The following is a 17,285-nucleotide window of genomic DNA, read 5'->3' on the forward strand; positions in this document are numbered from 1 at the left end:
GCGCACCCGGCCGCGAGGTCGGCGCGGGCGGCGCGTCCCATTGGAAAGCGACAGGTCCGTCCCATGCAGGAGCTCTACCATTCGGCCAAGGCATGGCCGTTCGTCGAAGCGCGACGCATCGTCGAGCGCATCGCGAAGCGGCCGCCGAAGAAGGGCTTCGTGCTGTTCGAGACAGGCTACGGCCCCTCCGGCCTGCCCCATATCGGGACGTTCGGCGAGGTGTTCCGCACCACCTTGGTGCGCAACGCCTTCCGGCTCTTGCGCCCGGACGTGCCGACCGAACTCTATGCCTTCTCCGACGACATGGACGGGCTGCGCAAGGTTCCGGACAACGTCCCCAACCCGGAGATGGTGGCGCAGCATCTGGGCCAGCCGCTGACCTCGATCCCCGACCCGTTCGGGACCCACGAGAGCTTCGGCCACCACATGAACGCCCGGCTGCGCGCGTTCCTGGACCGGTTCGGCTTCGCCTACAGCTTCCAGTCGGCCACCGACCACTACACGTCGGGCAAGTTCGACCAGGCCCTCTTGCGGGCGCTGGAGGTGCATGACGAGCTGGTCCGGATCGTCACCCCGATCCTGGGCGCCGAGCGCGCCGCCACCTACAGCCCGTTCCTGCCGCGCTCGCCCAAGACCGGCAAGATCCTGCAGGTCCGGATCGAGGAGGTGAAGAAGGACGCCGGCACCGTCGTGTTCCGCGACGAGGACGGCACGCTCACCGAGGTTCCCGTCACCGGGGGCCAGTGCAAGCTGCAGTGGCGCGCCGACTGGGCGATGCGCTGGTACGCGCTGGACGTCGACTACGAGATGTCCGGCAAGGACCTGATCGATTCGGTCAAGCTCGGCTCGCGGATCTGCCGGGCCATGGGCGGCACCCCGCCGGAGAACCTGACCTACGAGCTGTTCCTCGACGAGCACGGCCAGAAGATCAGCAAGTCCAAGGGCAACGGCATCACCATCGACCAGTGGCTGCGCTACGCCACCCCCGAGAGCCTGCAGCTGTTCCTGTACCGCGATCCCAAGGCGGCCAAGCGGCTCTATTTCGATGTGATCCCCAAGCATGTCGACGAGTACCAGCAGCTCCTGGAGGCCTATCCGGATCAGGACGACAGCCAGAAGCTCGGCAACCCGGTCTGGCACATCCAGGCCGGCGACCCGGTGGTCACCCGGCTGCCGCTCAACTTCGCGATGCTGCTCAACCTCGCGAGCGTGGTGAACGCCGAGGAGCCCCAGGTGATCTGGGGCTATATCAGCCAGTACGCGCCCGGCACCACGCCGGCGACCGCCCCGGAACTGGCCAAGCTGGTCGAGCATGCGGTCGCCTACTACCAGGACTTCGTGAAGCCGGAGAAGAAGTACCGGCAGCCGACGGCGCTCGAGCGCGAGGCCCTGGAGGAACTGCAGGACGTGCTGGGCAACCTGCCCGAGGGCACCGACGGCGAGACCATCCAGAACGAGGTCTACACCATCGGCAAGAAGCACGGCTTCGAGCCGCTGCGCTCCTGGTTCACCGCCCTCTACGAGGTGCTGCTCGGCCAGACCCAGGGCCCGCGCTTCGGCAACTTCGCGGCACTCTACGGCGTTGCCGCCACGCGCTCTCTGATCTCCCATTCGCTTGCAGGCCTGCCCCGTGGCTGATCGCCCCCATTACGTCGCTCCCTCCCATCGCAGCGCCTGGGTCCGCCCGGACGACCGCTCCACGGCCGGGCGCTCGCGCTCGGGCGGCCCCGACGCGCGGATGATCGCGCTCGACATCCTGGACGCCGTGCTCGGCCAGAGCTGGCGGACCATGGACGACGCGCTGGCGCTGCATCGGGGACTGCCCATCCTGGAGCCGCGCGACCGCGCGTTCTCCCGGGCGCTGGTCGCCACCGTGCTGCGCCACAAGGGCCAGATCGACGATGCGCTGGCGCGCTTCTGGCGCTTCCCGCCGCAGAAGCTCCGGGCCCTGAACCTCCTGCGCCTGGGTGCCGCCCAGCTCCTGTTCCTGGGCACCCCAGCCCATGCCGCCCTTTCGGCAACGGTACAGCTGGCCTATGGCCCGCTCGACCGCGAGCGCGGCATGATCAACGCCATCCTGCGCAAGCTGGCCGAGGAGAGCCAGGCCATCCTGGCCGAGCAGGACGGCGGCCGGCTCAACACGCCGGAATGGATGTGGTTCGCCTGGGTGGACGCCTATGGCGAGGAGACCGCCCGGGCAATCGCCCAGGCGCACATGGTCGAGCCGCCTCTGGATCTCACCGCGCGCGACGATGCCGCCTCGCTGGCCGAGATCCTGGGCGGTCAGGGGATGCCCGGCGGCACCATCCGGCTGACCGCCAGCGGCCCGATTGAGAAGCTGAAGGGCTTCGGCGAGGGCCGGTTCTGGGTCCAGGACCTGGCGGCCAGCCTGCCGGCCAAGCTGCTGGGCGACGTGCGCGGCCAGGAGGTGCTGGACATGTGCGCGGCCCCGGGCGGCAAGACCAGCCAGCTCGCCGCCCAGCACGCCAGCGTCACCGCGGTCGAGCAGGACCCGAACCGGGCCGAGCGCCTGCGCGGCAACCTGCAGCGCCTGCGCCTGGAAGCCGAGATCGTCGTCTCCGACGCCGCCCTGCTGCCGGAGGGGCGGACCTGGTCGCATGTCCTTCTGGACGCCCCCTGCACCGCCACCGGCACGATCCGCCGCCATCCCGACGTCGCCTGGCACAAGCGCGCCTTCGACGTCACCCGCACCATGGACCTGCAGGCACGCCTCCTGGACGGCGCCGCCCGGGCCACGGCGCCCGGAGGTCTGCTGGTCTACGCGGTCTGCTCCCTGCAGCCCGAGGAAGGCCCGGTGCAGATCGAGCGCTTCCTGGCTGGCCATGACGGCTTCGAGCGGGTGCCGGTGACACCGGACGAACTGCCTGGGCTGGAGATGTGCATCAGCCCGGACGGCGACCTGCGCACCCTTCCCTTCCACCTGATCGACCAGGGCGGCATGGACGGCTTCTACGCTGCCCGCTTGCGCCGCACCCGCTAACTCCGTTTCTCTGGAACCCACGTCATGGACGTCGTGCCGATCCGCTCCGCCCTCCTCTCGGTGAGCGACAAGACCGGTCTCGTCGACTTCGCCAGAACGCTCGCCGCTGCCGGCGTGCGCCTGCTTTCCACTGGCGGCACCGCGCGCGCGCTGCGCGAGGCCGGACTGGAAGTCACCGACGTCTCCGAGGTCACCGGCCACCCGGAGATCCTGGACGGGCGGGTCAAGACCCTGCACCCCAAGATCCATGGCGGCCTTCTGGGCCTGCGCGACGATGAGGAGCACCGCCGCCAGATGGCGGCCCACGGCATCGCGCCGATCGACCTGCTGGTCGTGAACCTCTACCCGTTCCAGGCAACCGTCGCCTCGGGTGCCGGCTACGAGGAATGCATCGAGAACATCGACATCGGCGGTCCCGCCATGGTCCGCGCAGCGTCGAAGAACCACGACTTCGTGGCGGTGGTCACCGATCCTGCCCAGTATGAGCGGGTCGCTGCCGATCTGACGAACCATTGCGGCACCACCCGGGCGACCCGGCGCCGCCTGGCGCTGGAGGCCTACGCCAGCACCGGCGCCTATGATGCGGCAATTGCCGCCTGGCTGGCGCGCCAGCTGGGCGACGCGGAGCCGCTGCCGACCCTGCCGCTCGGCGGCAGCCTGAAGCAGGCCCTGCGCTATGGCGAGAACCCGCACCAGAAGGCGGCGTTCTATGTGAGTGACCCTTCGGTCCCGGGCATCGGCGCCGCCGTCCAGGTCCAGGGCAAGGAGCTCGGCTACAACAACATCGCCGACACCGATGCCGCCTGGAACTGCGTGGCCGAATTCACCGGCCCCGCCTGCGTGATCGTCAAGCACGCCAATCCCTGCGGCGCCGCCCTGGGCGACAGCCCGGCGGATGCCTACCGCAAGGCGCTGGCCTCCGACCCGACCAGCGCCTATGGCGGCATCGTCGCCTTCAACCGCCCGATCGACGCCGACGCCGCCGAGGCGGTCACCGGGATCTTCACCGAGGTGGTGATCGCACCCGGCGCCGACGAGGCCGCCAAGGCGGTCTTCGCCCGCAAGAAGAACTTGCGCCTGCTGCTCACGCCGGCGGTGCCCGCACCGGATCGGCCGCGCCAGACCTTCCGCTCGGTGGATGGCGGCTTCCTGGTCCAGGATGAAGACGTCAGCCCGATCGCGCAGACCGAGCTTTCCCAAGTGACCGCGCGGGCGCCGAGCGAGCGCGAGCGCGCCGACCTCCTGTTCGCCTTCACCATCGCCAAGCACGTGAAGTCGAACGCGATCGTGCTGGCCAAGGACGGCGCCACGGTCGGCATCGGCGGCGGGCAGACCTCGCGGGTCGACGCCGCGAAGATCGCGGTCGAGCGCGCCAGGGCCGGCGGCAATGCCGAAGGCTCGGTGGTGGCTTCCGACGCGTTCTTCCCGTTCCCGGACGGGCTGCTGATCGCGATCGAGGGCGGGGCCACGGCCGCCATCCATCCGGGCGGCTCGGTCCGCGACGCCGAGGTGGTGGAAGCCGCCGACCGGGCCGGCATCGCCATGGTCACGGCCGGCGTGCGCCACTTCCGGCACTGACCGGCACGAACGCCAGCAGCGCCATGCCGGCGATCCAGAACAGCAGGATCGGGGTCATCCCGATCCGCTGGCTGCCGGTGGCGGTCGTCAGGATCGCCACCAGCATCGGGCCGAGAAAGGCGGTGGCCCGTCCGGTGAGCGCCAGGATGCCGAACAGCTCGGCGCGACGTTCCGGATGGGCCAGCCTGGCCATCATCGAGCGGGTGGCGCTCTGCACCGGCCCCACGAACAGGCCGAGAGTCGCCCCGGCGATCTCGAAACCCAACTGGTTCGGCGCCAGCAAGGCACCCAGGCCAAACAGGATCAGCCCGCCAAGCCCCGCCATGATGGTCGGCTTCGCGCCGAACCGGTCGTCGGCGCGAGCGAACAGCCAGGCGCCGATCCCGGCGGTGAGGTTGAGCAGGATGCCAAACCGCAGCACCTCCGTCAGGGTCATCCCGAACGTGCCGGCTGCGTAGATCCCGCCCAGCGCGAACAGGGTGGCGAGACCATCCGCCCAGAGCATCGCCGCCAGGAGGAACAGGGCCAGCTTGCGGTCCTGCAGCACTTCCCGGAAGGAGATCCGCAGGTTGCGGATCCCCGCCCCGATGACCGCGCGGTCGGGCACGGCCGCGCCCGGCCGGTCGCGGACCATCAGGAACAGGGGCAGCGAGAAGGTCAGGAGCCACAGCGCCACCAGGGGCCCGACGATCCGGACATGTTCCATGCTGTCCTTGTCCAGGCCGAAGGCCGGCACCTCGGGCTGCAGGAACAGAACCAGCGCCAGGACCAGGCAGAGCAGGCCGCCGGCATAGCCCAGCCCCCAGCCGAACCCGGACCAGCGCCCGATCCGCTCTCTTGGCGCCAGGTCGGCCAGGATCGCGTTGTTGAACACGTTGCCGAGTTCGCTGCCGAGATTGGCCAGGCCAACCACGACCAGCGCGAACAGGAGCATGTTCGGCTCCGGCAGGACGTACCAGATCAGGGCGGTTCCCCCCGCCTGGAGCAGGACGCAGGCCAGCAGCCAGGGCTTGCGCGGGCCGCCTGCGTCGGTGATCGCACCGAGGAACACGCCCAGCACGGCGGCTGCCAGGGACGACGCGCTCATCGCCCAGCCCCAGGCCGCCTGTCCCTCGACCTCGGAGCCCGCCACCGCCTTGGCGACATAGGCAGCGACCACGAAGGTCACCACGATCGCCGCGAACGGCGAGGTCGCCCAGTCGAACAGGGCCCAGGCGTAGAGTTCGCGCGTCCGCGTTTTGCCAGGCGGCGTCATCCCGTTCCCCGTTGCCCTGTCCGGTGTGCGGCATCCATATCAGGGTCCGGCCGACCACGCAGCGGAGGAAGCAGCATGCCATCCTTGACCACGCCCCCAGGCGAGCTGGGCTCCGATGCGCCGTCGTTCGCCCTGAAGGACGTCGACGGCGCCCGGAAAAGCCTGAGCGATCTCGCCGGCCCCAACGGCACGCTGGTCGCGTTCATCTGCAACCACTGCCCCTACGTGAAGGCGATCGCCGACCGGATGGTCCGCGATGCGGCGGAGCTAAAGAAGATCGGCGTCCACACCGTCGCCATCTGCAGCAACGACGCCGACCATTACCCGGAGGACGACTTCCCGAGCATGCAGCGGTTCGCCGACGAGCATGGCTTCGGCTTTCCCTATCTCCAGGATGAGACCCAGGAGGTCGCCCGCGCCTATGGCGCCGTGTGCACGCCGGACTTCTTCGGCTTCGACAAGGAGATGAAGCTCCGCTATCGCGGCCGCCTGGACAGTTCCGGCCGGCAGCCGGGCGCCCCGGACGCGCGGCGCGAGCTCTACCTCGCGATGAAGCAGGTGGCGGAGACCGGCCAGGCGCCGGCGGAGCAGGTCCCGTCCATGGGCTGCTCGATCAAGTGGCGGGAGGACTGAAACCCTTGGCCTTCGAAAGCCTGCGCGATTTCATCGCGCATCTGGAAGCGCGCGGGCGCCTAGTCCGGGTGACGACGCCGGTTTCCCCGGTCCTGGAGATGACCGAGATCCAGACCCGCCTGCTCGCCGAGGGCGGGCCGGCGGTGCTGTTCGAGAACGTGGTCGGCTCCTCCATGCCGGTCCTGGTCAACCTGTTCGGCACGGTCGAGCGGGTCGCCTGGGGCATGGGCAAGGAGCCGCACGAGCTGGTGGAGCTCGGCCGCACCCTCGCCTTCTTCAAGCAGCCGGAGCCGCCCAAGGGCCTGCGCGCGGCGCTGGAGATGATGCCGCTGGCCAAGGCGGCCCTGGCGATGCGGCCAAAGACCGTCCGCCACGCCCCCTGCCAGGAGGTCGTCCTCGAGGGCGACCGGATCGACCTTGGCCGCCTGCCGGTGCAGACCTGCTGGCCGGGCGAGCCGGCGCCGTTGATTACCTGGCCCCTGGTGGTGACCAAGGGGCCCTCCGAGGCCAGGGAGGACAATTTCAATCTCGGCATCTACCGGATGCAGGTCACCGGCAGGAACACCACTATCATGCGCTGGCTGAAGCATCGGGGCGGCGCCCAGCACCACCAGCGCTGGAAGAACGCCAAGCGCGACCCGCTGCCCGCCGCGGTCGTGATCGGCGCCGATCCGGGGGTGACCCTGGCGGCGGTGACGCCGGTGCCGGACACGGTCTCCGAGTACCAGTTCGCCGGCCTATTGCGCGGATTCAGGGTCGAGCTGGTCGACTGCGTCTCGGTGCCGCTGAAGGTGCCCGCCAGCGCGGAGATCGTGATCGAGGGCCATGTGGCGCTGGATGAGCAGGCCGACGAGGGCCCCTACGGGGACCATACCGGCTACTACAACTCGGTGGAGCCGTTCCCGGTCTTCCATGTCAGCGCCATCACCATGCGCCGCGACCCGATCTACCTGTCGACCTTCACCGGGCGGCCGCCGGATGAGCCGTCGGTGCTGGGCGAGGCGCTGAACGACGTGTTCCTGCCCCTGTTCCAGCTGCAGTTCCCGGAGATCGTCGACTTCTGGCTGCCCCCGGAAGGCTGCTCCTATCGGGTCGCGGTCGTCTCGATCAAAAAGGCCTATCCGGGTCACGCCAAGCGGGTGATGATGGGTGTGTGGTCCTATCTGCGCCAGTTCATGTACACGAAATACGTGATCGTCGTGGACTCCAACATCAACGCCCGGGACTGGAAGGACGTGATCTGGGCGATCTCGACCAAGTCGGACCCGTCCCGCGACCTGACGATCCTGGAGAACACGCCGATCGACTATCTGGACTTCGCCTCGCCGGAATCGGGCCTGGGCGGCAAGCTCGGCATCGACGCCACCGACAAGCTGCCGCCGGAGACCAGGCGCGAGTGGGGCGAGGAGATCCGGATGGACGCCGACGTGGTCGACGAGGTGAGCCGCAAATGGGCGAGCTATGGCCTGCCTGGCAGCGGCAGGCCGATCTGGAAGTAGCGGGGAAAGCCCGGGCAACCGCCGGAGCGATCGGCGGTTGGTCGCCTGCACCCCTGGCTGAACGGCAGACGGCGGAACGGTGCCGGCCGCTCGGCCATCGGCTCCGCCGTAAAGGATCAAGCAGCATGAACATCGACCTCGCAGCCATCCGCGATCGCGCCCATGCGGTGCTCCCGGAGGCTTGTGAGATCGCGATGCATCACTTCCGGCGGGCGGAAGGCGGCTGGGAGAAGAGCCCGGGCCAGATCGTCACCGAGGCGGATCTGGCGATCGACCGGCTGCTGCAGGAGCGCCTGCGCCGGCCGGGCGAGGCGTGGCTGTCGGAGGAGACCGCGGACGACGGCTCGCGGCTGGAGGAGCCCACCTGCTGGGTCGTCGACCCGATCGACGGCACCCGGTCCTTCGCGCAAGGCAAGCCGGAATTCTCGATCTGCATCGGCTTCATGGTGGAGCGCCGGCCGGTATTCGGCCTGGTCGCCAACCCGGCCAGCGGCGAGACCTTCGAGGCGACCCTGGGCCTGGGCGCCATGCTGAATGGGCAGGTCCTGCCGCCGCTGCCCGACCGGGAGGTGGCCAAGCCCCGCATCGCCGCCAGCCGGACCGAGGTGCAGAAGCGCCCTCTGGCCTGGCTGGCGCCGGACGCGACCTGGACGATGCTGGGCTCCCTGGCGCTGAAGCTGGTGTTCGTGGCCGCCAGCCGCTTCGACGCCTACGTGACGCTGCGGCGGACCAATGACTGGGACATCGCCGCCGCCGACGTAATCCTGCGGGAAGCGGGTGTCCAGCTGGTCGAGCCCAGCGGCGAGCCGGTGCGCTACGACCGGGAGCGCACCTCGCGTCCTGGCCTGATCGCGGCGCCGCCACGCCTGCGCGACAAGCTGGTCGGCAGGATCGCGCAGACATTTCCCGTCCCGTGACCAGCGTGCTAGGCACGTGCCGCGCCTGAGCCAGGGAGCGCCGCGATGGCGGCTCCAGTGCCCGGAAAGTTCCAGGGAGTGTCGACCTTGCCCAACATCGCCGCCGAACGGCTGCACCGGCTAGCCTCCGTCATCGTCCAGGCCACCGGATCGGGCGAGGACGAGGCCAAGGCGGTCGCCGATCATCTGGTGGTTTCCAACCTGACCGGCCACGACAGCCACGGCGTCGGCATGCTGCCGGACTATATCAAGAACTTCCGGGCGGGCCTGGTGGTCCCCAACCAGACCCTGAAGGTCCTGCGCGACGTCGGCGCGGTGCTGCTCCTGGATGCCGGCCGCGGCTTCGGCCAGACCATGGCGCGCGACGCGATGAAGCTGGGCGCCGAGCGCGCGAAGAAGCTCGGCTGCGCCGTGGTCGGCCTGCGCAATGCCTGCCATGTCGGCCGGATCGGCTTCTGGGCCGAGCAGTGCGCCGCCGAGGGCCTGGTCTCGCTGCACTTCGTCAACGTCGCCGACCATGACCCGCTGCAGGCGCCGTTCGGCTGCTCCACCGCGCGCCTGGGCACCAACCCGTTCTGCGTGGCGGTGCCGGGCGCCGACGGCAAGCCGATGCTGCTGCTGGACATGGCCACCTCCGCCATCGCGTTCGGCAAGGCACGGGTCGCCCGCAACAAGGGCGTGCCGGTGCCGGAAGGCGTGCTGATCGATGCGGAGGGGCGGCCCACCACCGACCCCACCACCTATGTCGACACCCGCAAGGGCGCCCTCCTCTCGTTCGGCCTGCACAAGGGCAGCGGGCTCGCCATCTTCTGCGAGATCCTGGGTGCCGCCCTGATCGGCGGCCAGACCATCGCCCCGCACCACGTGCGGGAGGACGGCATCGTCAACTCGATGTTCTCCCTGCTGGTCGACCCGGCCGCATTTGGCGACCTGGATTCCATGCGCCAGGAGGTCCAGGCGGTGATCGACTGGATCAAGGAATCGCCGCCAGCACCTGGCTTCGACGCGGTGATGATGCCGGGCGACCCGGAGAACCTGGCGCGGGTGGCGCGGGCCCGGGACGGCGTTCCGATCGATCCGAAGTCGCTGGGCGACATCCTGGCGGCCGGGGTGTCCCTGGGTCTCGCCGAGGCGGATCTTCGCCAGATCGTCGAGGGATGACAGGAGTGATGGAACGGGTCGATGCCATCGTGATCGGTGCGGGCGTGGTCGGCCTCGCGGTCGCCCGGCGCCTTGCCATGAGCGGGCGCGAGGTGCTGGTACTGGAGAAGGCCGATGCGATCGGCACCGAGACCAGCTCGCGCAACAGCGAGGTGATCCATGCCGGCATCTACTATCCGACCGGCAGCCTGAAGGCGAAGACCTGCGTCGCCGGCAAGGAGTTCCTCTACCGCTACTGCGAGGAGCGGGGCGTTCCCTACCGGCGCTGCGGCAAGCTGATCGTGGCGACCAACGCCGCCGAAGAGGCGAAGCTGAAGGAGTTGCAGGCCAAGGCCGCCGCCAACGGCGTCGATCTGCTCTGGCGGACCGGCAAGGAGGCGATGGCCCAGGAGCCGCAGCTGTTCGCCACCGCCGCCTTGTGGTCGCCTTCCACCGGGATCATCGACAGCCATGGCCTGATGCTGGCCTACCAGGGCGATGCGGAGAATCACGGCGCGGTGCTCTGCTTCGAGACCCCGGTGCTTTCGATGCATCCGGGCGAGGACGGCATCGTCGTGGAGACCGGCGGGGCCGAGCCGATGACGCTGGCCGCCTCGATCGTGGTCAACAGCGCCGGGCTGGATGCCCCGGCCCTCACCCGCGCCACGGCCGGCATGCCGGGCGGCAAGCAGCGGACCGGCTATCTGTGCAAGGGCAACTACTATGTCCTGACCGGCAAGGCGCCGTTCTCCACCCTGATCTACCCGATGCCGGAGAAGGCCGGGCTTGGCGTGCACATCACCCTGGACCTGGGCGGCCGCGCCCGGTTCGGGCCCGACACCGAATGGGTCGAGAACCTGGACTACACGGTCGATCCCAGGCGGGCCGACGTGTTCTACGACGCGATCCGCCGCTACTGGCCGGCCCTTCCCGCTGGCTCCCTGGAGCCGGGCTATGCCGGGATCCGGCCAAAACTGTCGCCGGCCGGCGCGGTCGCCGAGGACTTCGAGATCCAGGGGCCTGCCGACCACGGCATCCCGGGCCTGGTGCACCTGCTGGGGATCGAGAGCCCGGGCCTGACCGCCAGCCCGGCCATCGCGGACATGACCGCCGCGGCCCTGGGAATCGACTGAACCGCGGCGGCGCCTGCCGCCGATCCCGCCAACCCTGGGCCTGTCCGGCCTGCGCTTGCGCAGGGCGTCGCCATGTAGGAGCGGCGGGCGTCCTTTCTGGACAGCGGGCTGGACATCCGGGCGCACTTTGCGCAGGAGGGGCGCTTCAGTGGGTTGAGCGGGACGGCAAGCGGGCCGGGACAGGAGGCGGGATTGGTGGATTGGTTCTTCTTCTACGGGACGCTGATGGATCGCGACGTGCTGGATCATGTCCTGTCCCGGCAGGTGGAAGACCAGGAACTCGTCCCAGCCATCCTGCACGGCCACCGGCGCGTCACCTGCCCCGGCTTCGTTTATCCCTGCCTGGTCGAGGCTCCCCAGGCCCGGGTGACCGGTCTGGCGCTCGCCAGCCCCAGCCGGAAGGACCTGGTGCGGCTGCACTGGTTCGAAGAGGGCGAGTATGGCGCCTCCCTGGCGCCCATTTGGCTGCTGGACGGCCGGCGGGTCCAGGCGCGCTACTTCACCGCCTATGAGGACGTGCTGCCGGCGGGTGCCGAGGAGTGGTGCCCGATGACCTGGGCCACGCGCGACAAGCCGGGATATCTCGATCAGTGCGCCGGCTGGATGGACGGTTGTCCCGACCCGGACACCGCCCATCCCTTCGTGCGCCGGGTGCTGGGCGATCCCGCCCGCGCCGCCGCCTGACCTCCCGCCGCCCGGCTCGCTTCCGCAACGCGCCCGGTCGGCCGGCCCACAGGCCGTGGTCACGAGGCTGGCACCCGCATGATCCCGGCGTCCCAGTGCTGCAGCCAGCTCAAGGCAGCCTCGGCGCTCATCGGCTCTGCGACCAGGAAGCCCTGCAGGCGCTCGCAGCCGAGTTCCGCCACCGAGCGCGCCACCAGTTCGCTCTCCACCCCCTCCGCGGTGGTGGCCAGGCCCAGCCCCTGGGCGATCCCGACGATCGAGCGCAGGACCACCCTGGCCGGCCCCTGGCTCTGTTCCAGCGGTGCCACGAAGCTGCGATGAATCTTGATCTCGTCCAGCGGCAGCCGCTGCAGCTGGGTGAGCGAGGAGTAGCCCGTCCCGAAATCGTCCATCGCCACCCGGCAGCCCAGGCCGCGCAGCCGCCCGAGCAGTTCCCGGCTCCGCGCCGGATCGGACATGATGGACCCCTCGGTCACGTCCAGGGTCAAATCCTCCGCGCGGGCTCCCCAGCGGATTAGGGCATGTCGGACATGGTCGACCAGTTCCGCATCGCAGAGCCAGAAGTTCGCCAGGTTGACCGCGACCTCCAGCGGGAAGCCGGCCTTGCGCCATTCCTGCTGCCGGCGCAGGCACTCGTTCAGGACGAAGCGGGTGAGCGGCCCCATCAGGCAGGCCCGCTCCGCCACCGGCAGGAACTTGTCCGGCTGCAGCCGCCCATAGGTCGGATGGTCCCACCGCAGCAGCCCCTCGAACCCCGCCACGCGCCGTGACCCGGCCTCGACCTTGGGCTGGAAATGGATCGAGAGGCCGTCCTCGGCGATCGCCCGCTCCAGGTCGCTGCGCAGGGCCGGCCGCCGGATGACGCCTAAGTCCGACGGCTCGCCCGCCAGCAGATAGCCCAGCGCATCCCGCTTGGCGGCATACATCGCCTCATCGGCCGAGCGGAGCAGCGTCTCGACGTCGGCGCCGTGGCGCGGGCGCAGGGCCACCCCGATGCTGACGCCCACGTTCAGCGAGAATCCCTCGATCAGGAACGGTGCGGCCATGGCCCGCACCAGCCGCCTGGCCACCTCGATCGCCTCCTCGGCGCTGGTGGGCGGGGGCAGCAGGACCGCGAACTCGTCGCCGCCCAGGCGCGCCAGGGTGTCGGTGCGCCGGAGCGGCAGGCTCAGCCGGGGAGCGACGTCGCGCAGCAGCAGGTCGCCGATGTCGTGGCCGAGCGTGTCGTTGACCTGCTTGAACCGGTCCAGGTCGAGCATCAGCACGGAGCAGGACTCGCCGCGCCTCTCCGCCACCGCCATGGCCTGCTCGGCGCGGTCCGCGAACAGGGCGCGGTTGGGCAGCCCGGTCAGGGGATCGTGCAGCGCCAGCTGCTCCAGCCGGCGCATGCGCTGCCTGCGCGGCCCGGCGTCGCGGATGGCGATGCGCCAGCCCGCGCCCTGGTTCGGGATCACCATCAGGTCGACATCGCCCGGGCGACCGTCCGCGCGCAGCAGCGCGCTCTCGTGGATATCGGGGCGCGGGCCCTCGCCGGCGGTGGCGAGGGCCGGCAGGATCCCGGCGATCGGCATGCCCGGCGTGACCGGGCCCAGGAGGTCGGCCGCAACCGGGTCGATACGGGTGATCCGGCCATCGGCATCGGTCTCGACCAGGCCGGTGGCGAGCGGCATGGCCGCGGGCGCGGCGCCCTCTCCCTTCCCGCGGGTCACCAGGGGGAAGCCGGTCCCCGCGGACCGGAGCATCCAGATGCTCAGCAGGCAGGCGCCGCCGATCGTGATCGCGGCCGCCACCATCAGCAGCATCGAGGTCGCATCATCCAGCGGCACGTCGGACACCCCGCGCGGCCGCCCGGGACACCGCGGCCTCGCAGGGAACCTATCCGCCTAGCCGTAAAGAAAAGGTTGCAGCTCCGGCGTCCCGGAAACCGCTCACCAGTCCTGCCGGTAGTTCGGCGCCTCGCGGGTGATCGCCACGTCATGGACATGGCTCTCGCGCAGGCCGGCGTTGGTGATCCGCACGAAACGGGCATTGGCGCGCATCGACGGCAGATCCGCCTGGCCGGTATAGCCCATCGCCGCGCGCAGGCCGCCGACCAGCTGGTGGATGACGTTCGCCACCGGGCCCCGATACGGCACCCGTCCCTCGATGCCCTCGGGTACGAGCTTCAGCGTTTCGCGGACCTCGGCCTGGAAGTAGCGGTCGGCCGAACCCCGCGCCATCGCGCCGAGCGAGCCCATGCCGCGATAGGACTTGTACGACCGTCCCTGGTAGAGCAGCACCTCGCCCGGACTCTCATCGGTGCCGGCGAACATCGAGCCCAGCATCGCCGCATCGGCGCCGGCGGCCACCGCCTTGGCTAGGTCGCCCGACGCGCGGATCCCGCCATCGGCGATCACCGGCACGCCGCGCCTGGCGCAGACCTCGGCGGCGTCGGCCACGGCAGTGAGCTGCGGCATGCCGACCCCGGCCACGATCCGGGTGGTGCAGATCGAGCCAGGCCCGATCCCGACCTTCACCGCATCGGCGCCAGCATCGATCAGTGCCTTGGCGCCATCGCCCGTGGCGATGTTGCCGGCGATCACCCGCACCGCGTTGGACAGCTTGCGGATGGCGCTGACGCCATCCAGCACGCCGCGGGAATGGCCATGGGCCGTGTCGACCACCAGCACGTCGACCCCGGCATCGATCAGCGCCTCGGCCCGCGCCAGGCCCGCATCACCGACCCCGGTGGCCGCGCCGACCCGCAAACGCCCCTGGGAATCCTTGGTGGCGCTCGGGAACTTCTGGGCCTTCTCGATGTCCTTGACGGTGATCAGGCCCTTGAGCCGAAAGTTGTCGTCGACCACGAGCAGCTTCTCGATCCGGAACCGGTGCAGGAGTTCCAGCGCCTCGCTGCGCTCGAACCCTTCCCGGACCGTCACCAGGTCCTTGGCGGTCATCAGCTCGGAGACCGGCTTGTCGGTCATCTTGGCGAACCGCACGTCGCGGTTGGTCAGGATGCCCACCAGCCGGCCGGCCGGCCCATCCACCACGGGCAGGCCCGAGATCCCGAAGCGCGCCATGATGCCCAGCGCCTCGGACAGCGTCGTCGCCGGCGTGACCGTCACCGGGTTGACCACCATCCCCGCCTCGAACTTCTTGACCTGGCGGACCTGGTTGGCCTGCTCCTCGATGTCGAGATTCTTGTGGATGATCCCGAGGCCGCCCAGCTGGGCCATCGCGATCGCCATCGGCGCCTCGGTGACCGTGTCCATGGCGGCCGAGAGCAGCGGGATGCCGAGCTCGATGTCGGGCGCGATCCGGGTCCGCACGTCGACCGCGTGCGGCAGCACCTCGGAGAGCCCGGGCTCCAGGAGCACGTCGTCGAAGGTGAGCGCTTCGCGCAGACGCAGCGGGGTGGCGCTGGACATGCCCGTTCTCCGGTCGTGGTCTGAAGTTGCGGCGATATAGCGATTCCGCACTGCCGCGAACAGCGGATAAGGGATGCGGCAGCTGCATGGGCCCAAGCGGCGAATGCGCGCGTGCCCGCCGCCCACCTTGGAATTGATCGTACTTTCCGTTGCGCCATGGCAGTGCATCGGCCACAACCCGCACGGCTAGACATTGATCCGGGAGATGGTCGAGATGAGTGGTCCCAAGAGACGGCTGCGCAGCCAGGACTGGTGGGACGACTACAAAGAGCCCGACATGACGGCGCTCTATCTGGAGCGCTATCTGAACTTCGGTCTCACCCGTCGCGAGCTGCAGTCCGGCAAGCCGATCATCGGCATCGCCCAGACCGGCTCCGACATCGCGCCCTGCAACCGCGGCCATCTCGAGCTGGCGTCCCGCGTGCGCGACGGCATCCGCGACGCCGGCGGCATCCCGCTGGAGTTCCCGGTCCATCCGGTCCAGGAGACCGGCAAGCGCCCGACCGCGATGCTCGACCGCAACCTGCAATATCTCTCGCTGGTCGAGATCCTGTACGGCTACCCGCTGGACGGCGTGGTGCTGACCACCGGCTGCGACAAGACCACGCCCGCCATGATCATGGGCGCGGCAACCGTCGACCTGCCGGCGATCGTGCTCTCCGGCGGGCCGATGCTGAACGGCTACTACCAGGGCAAGCTGGCCGGCTCCGGCATGGTCGTGTGGCATGCGCGGCAGCTGCTCGCCAAGGGCGAGATCTCGGTCGACGAGTTCATGGACATGACCTGCGCGTCCGCGCCGTCGGTCGGCCACTGCAACACCATGGGCACCGCCTCGTCGATGAACGCCATGGCCGAGGCGCTCGGCATGTCGCTCACCGGCTGCTCCGCGATCCCGGGGCCCTACCGCGAGCGCGGCCAGATGGCCTACGAGACCGGCTCCCGCATCGTCGAGATGGTCCACGAGGACCTGAAGCCGTCCAAGGTCCTGACCCGCAAGGCGTTCGAGAACGCCATCATGGTGGCGGCTGCTGCCGGCTGTTCGACCAACTGCCCGCCGCACGTGATCGCGATCGCCCGCCATATCGGCGTCGAGCTCGACATCAAGGACTGGGAGCTCAGCCAGGACGTGCCGCTGCTGGTCAACATGCAGCCGGCCGGCGAATTCCTGGGCGAGGAGTTCTTCCGGGCGGGCGGCGTGCCGGCGGTGATGAAGGAGCTGATCAAGGTCGGCAAGATCCACACCGACGCGATCACCGTCACCGGCAAGACCATGGGCGAGAACCACGAGAAGGTCCCGTTCTCGCAGGACCGCCGCGTGATCAAGCCCTACGAGGAGCCGCTCATGCCCGAGGCAGGCTTCGTGGTCATGTCGGGCAACATCTTCGACTCGGCCGTGATGAAGACCTCGGTGGTCAGCCCCGAGTTCCGTGCGAAGTACATGGAGAACCCGGCTAGCCCCGGCGTGTTCGAAGGCCGGGCGATCGTGTTCGAGGGCCCGGAGGACTATCACGACCGGATCGACGACGAGAGCCTGGACATCGACGAGGACTGCTTCCTGTTCATCCGCAACTGCGGGCCCGTGGGCTATCCGGGTGCCGCCGAGGTGGTGAACATGCGCCCGCCGACCAAGCTGATGAAGAAGGGCATCAAGGCCCTGCCGACCATCGGCGACGGGCGGCAGTCCGGCACCTCGGACAGCCCCTCGATCCTGAACGCCTCGCCGGAAGCGGCGGTCGGCGGCAACCTCGCGCTGATCCGCACCAACGACAAGGTGCGGCTCGACATGAACCACAGCAAGCTGGACGTGCTGATCTCGGCCGAGGAGATGGCCGAGCGGCGCAAGGCCTACGAGGCCGACCCGCCGAAGCTGCCGCCCTCGCAGACGCCCTGGCAGGAACTGTACCGGCAGACGGTCGGCCAGCTCTCGACCGGTGCCTGCATGGAACCGGCGACCTTGTACCTGAAGGTCATCGAGACCTACGGCACGCCGCGCCGCAACCACTGAGCTGCGACGATCAACCCGCAACGACCGGAC

The 17,285-nt window shown here is 69.7% G+C and carries 13 protein-coding genes; 10 read left to right on the forward strand and 3 right to left on the reverse strand.

All coding sequences use genetic code 11. From position 1 onward, the window contains the following. The first annotated feature begins 63 nt into the window (after window positions 1-63). Genes GEMRO_RS0124230 through purH form a run of 3 tightly spaced genes read left to right on the forward strand, consistent with a single transcriptional unit; the run spans window position 64 to window position 4,579 of the window. Entirely contained in the window at window positions 64-1,638 is a 1,575-nt protein-coding gene (locus GEMRO_RS0124230; RefSeq protein WP_035485922.1) for a lysine--tRNA ligase, read from the forward strand. Further along, window positions 1,631-3,001, forward strand: a complete 1,371-nt coding sequence (locus tag GEMRO_RS0124235) for an RsmB/NOP family class I SAM-dependent RNA methyltransferase (RefSeq protein WP_240476763.1) — start codon at window positions 1,631-1,633, stop codon at window positions 2,999-3,001. The genes GEMRO_RS0124230 and GEMRO_RS0124235 overlap by 8 nt, the downstream gene beginning before the upstream one ends. A gap of 24 nt (window positions 3,002-3,025) precedes the next feature. Next, a complete protein-coding gene (purH, locus tag GEMRO_RS0124240) occupies window positions 3,026-4,579 on the forward strand; it encodes a bifunctional phosphoribosylaminoimidazolecarboxamide formyltransferase/IMP cyclohydrolase (RefSeq protein WP_027136086.1) in 1,554 nt (517 codons plus the stop codon). Here purH and GEMRO_RS0124245 read toward each other — a convergent pair. Next, window positions 4,548-5,834, reverse strand: a complete 1,287-nt coding sequence (locus tag GEMRO_RS0124245; protein WP_027136087.1) for an MFS transporter — start codon at window positions 5,832-5,834, stop codon at window positions 4,548-4,550. The two genes, purH and GEMRO_RS0124245, sit on opposite strands and share 32 nt — an antisense overlap. A gap of 75 nt (window positions 5,835-5,909) precedes the next feature. Here GEMRO_RS0124245 and GEMRO_RS0124250 point away from each other — a divergent pair, with 75 nt between their 5' ends. From GEMRO_RS0124250 to GEMRO_RS33030, 6 genes are all read left to right on the forward strand, one after another. After that, window positions 5,910-6,467, forward strand: a complete 558-nt coding sequence (locus tag GEMRO_RS0124250) for a thioredoxin family protein (RefSeq protein WP_027136088.1) — start codon at window positions 5,910-5,912, stop codon at window positions 6,465-6,467. Window positions 6,468-6,472: 5 nt separating this feature from the next. Next, a complete protein-coding gene (locus tag GEMRO_RS0124255) occupies window positions 6,473-7,966 on the forward strand; it encodes a UbiD family decarboxylase (protein ID WP_027136089.1) in 1,494 nt (497 codons plus the stop codon). 125 nt (window positions 7,967-8,091) lie between these two features. Further along, window positions 8,092-8,883 (forward strand): 3'(2'),5'-bisphosphate nucleotidase CysQ, encoded by a 792-nt coding sequence (locus GEMRO_RS31585; RefSeq protein WP_051329432.1) that lies wholly within the window; start codon window positions 8,092-8,094, stop codon window positions 8,881-8,883. A 45-nt stretch (window positions 8,884-8,928) separates the two neighbouring features. After that, window positions 8,929-10,044 carry a malate/lactate/ureidoglycolate dehydrogenase gene (locus GEMRO_RS0124265; RefSeq protein WP_051329433.1) on the forward strand — a complete coding sequence of 372 codons (1,116 nt, stop codon included), beginning with the start codon at window positions 8,929-8,931 and terminating at the stop codon, window positions 10,042-10,044. 8 nt (window positions 10,045-10,052) lie between these two features. Continuing rightward, entirely contained in the window at window positions 10,053-11,156 is a 1,104-nt protein-coding gene (locus tag GEMRO_RS0124270; protein ID WP_027136091.1) for an NAD(P)/FAD-dependent oxidoreductase, read from the forward strand. Window positions 11,157-11,351: 195 nt separating this feature from the next. Next, window positions 11,352-11,840, forward strand: a complete 489-nt coding sequence (locus tag GEMRO_RS33030) for a gamma-glutamylcyclotransferase family protein (RefSeq protein ID WP_157505729.1) — start codon at window positions 11,352-11,354, stop codon at window positions 11,838-11,840. Between the two features lie 59 nt (window positions 11,841-11,899). Here the strand turns inward: GEMRO_RS33030 and GEMRO_RS31595 are convergent, their stop codons facing one another. Together GEMRO_RS31595 and guaB are read right to left on the reverse strand one after the other, a co-directional pair. Then, window positions 11,900-13,666 carry a putative bifunctional diguanylate cyclase/phosphodiesterase gene (locus GEMRO_RS31595; RefSeq protein WP_157505730.1) on the reverse strand — a complete coding sequence of 589 codons (1,767 nt, stop codon included), beginning with the start codon at window positions 13,664-13,666 and terminating at the stop codon, window positions 11,900-11,902. A 102-nt stretch (window positions 13,667-13,768) separates the two neighbouring features. Further along, window positions 13,769-15,250 (reverse strand): IMP dehydrogenase, encoded by a 1,482-nt coding sequence (gene guaB, locus GEMRO_RS0124285; protein ID WP_035485924.1) that lies wholly within the window; start codon window positions 15,248-15,250, stop codon window positions 13,769-13,771. Between the two features lie 214 nt (window positions 15,251-15,464). Between guaB and GEMRO_RS0124290 the strand changes: the two genes are divergently transcribed. Continuing rightward, window positions 15,465-17,255, forward strand: a complete 1,791-nt coding sequence (locus GEMRO_RS0124290) for an IlvD/Edd family dehydratase (RefSeq protein WP_027136093.1) — start codon at window positions 15,465-15,467, stop codon at window positions 17,253-17,255. Window positions 17,256-17,285 lie beyond the last annotated feature (30 nt).

The sequence above is a fragment of the Geminicoccus roseus DSM 18922 genome (genome assembly GCF_000427665.1).
In the GTDB taxonomy this organism is placed as follows: Bacteria; Pseudomonadota; Alphaproteobacteria; order Geminicoccales; family Geminicoccaceae; genus Geminicoccus; species Geminicoccus roseus.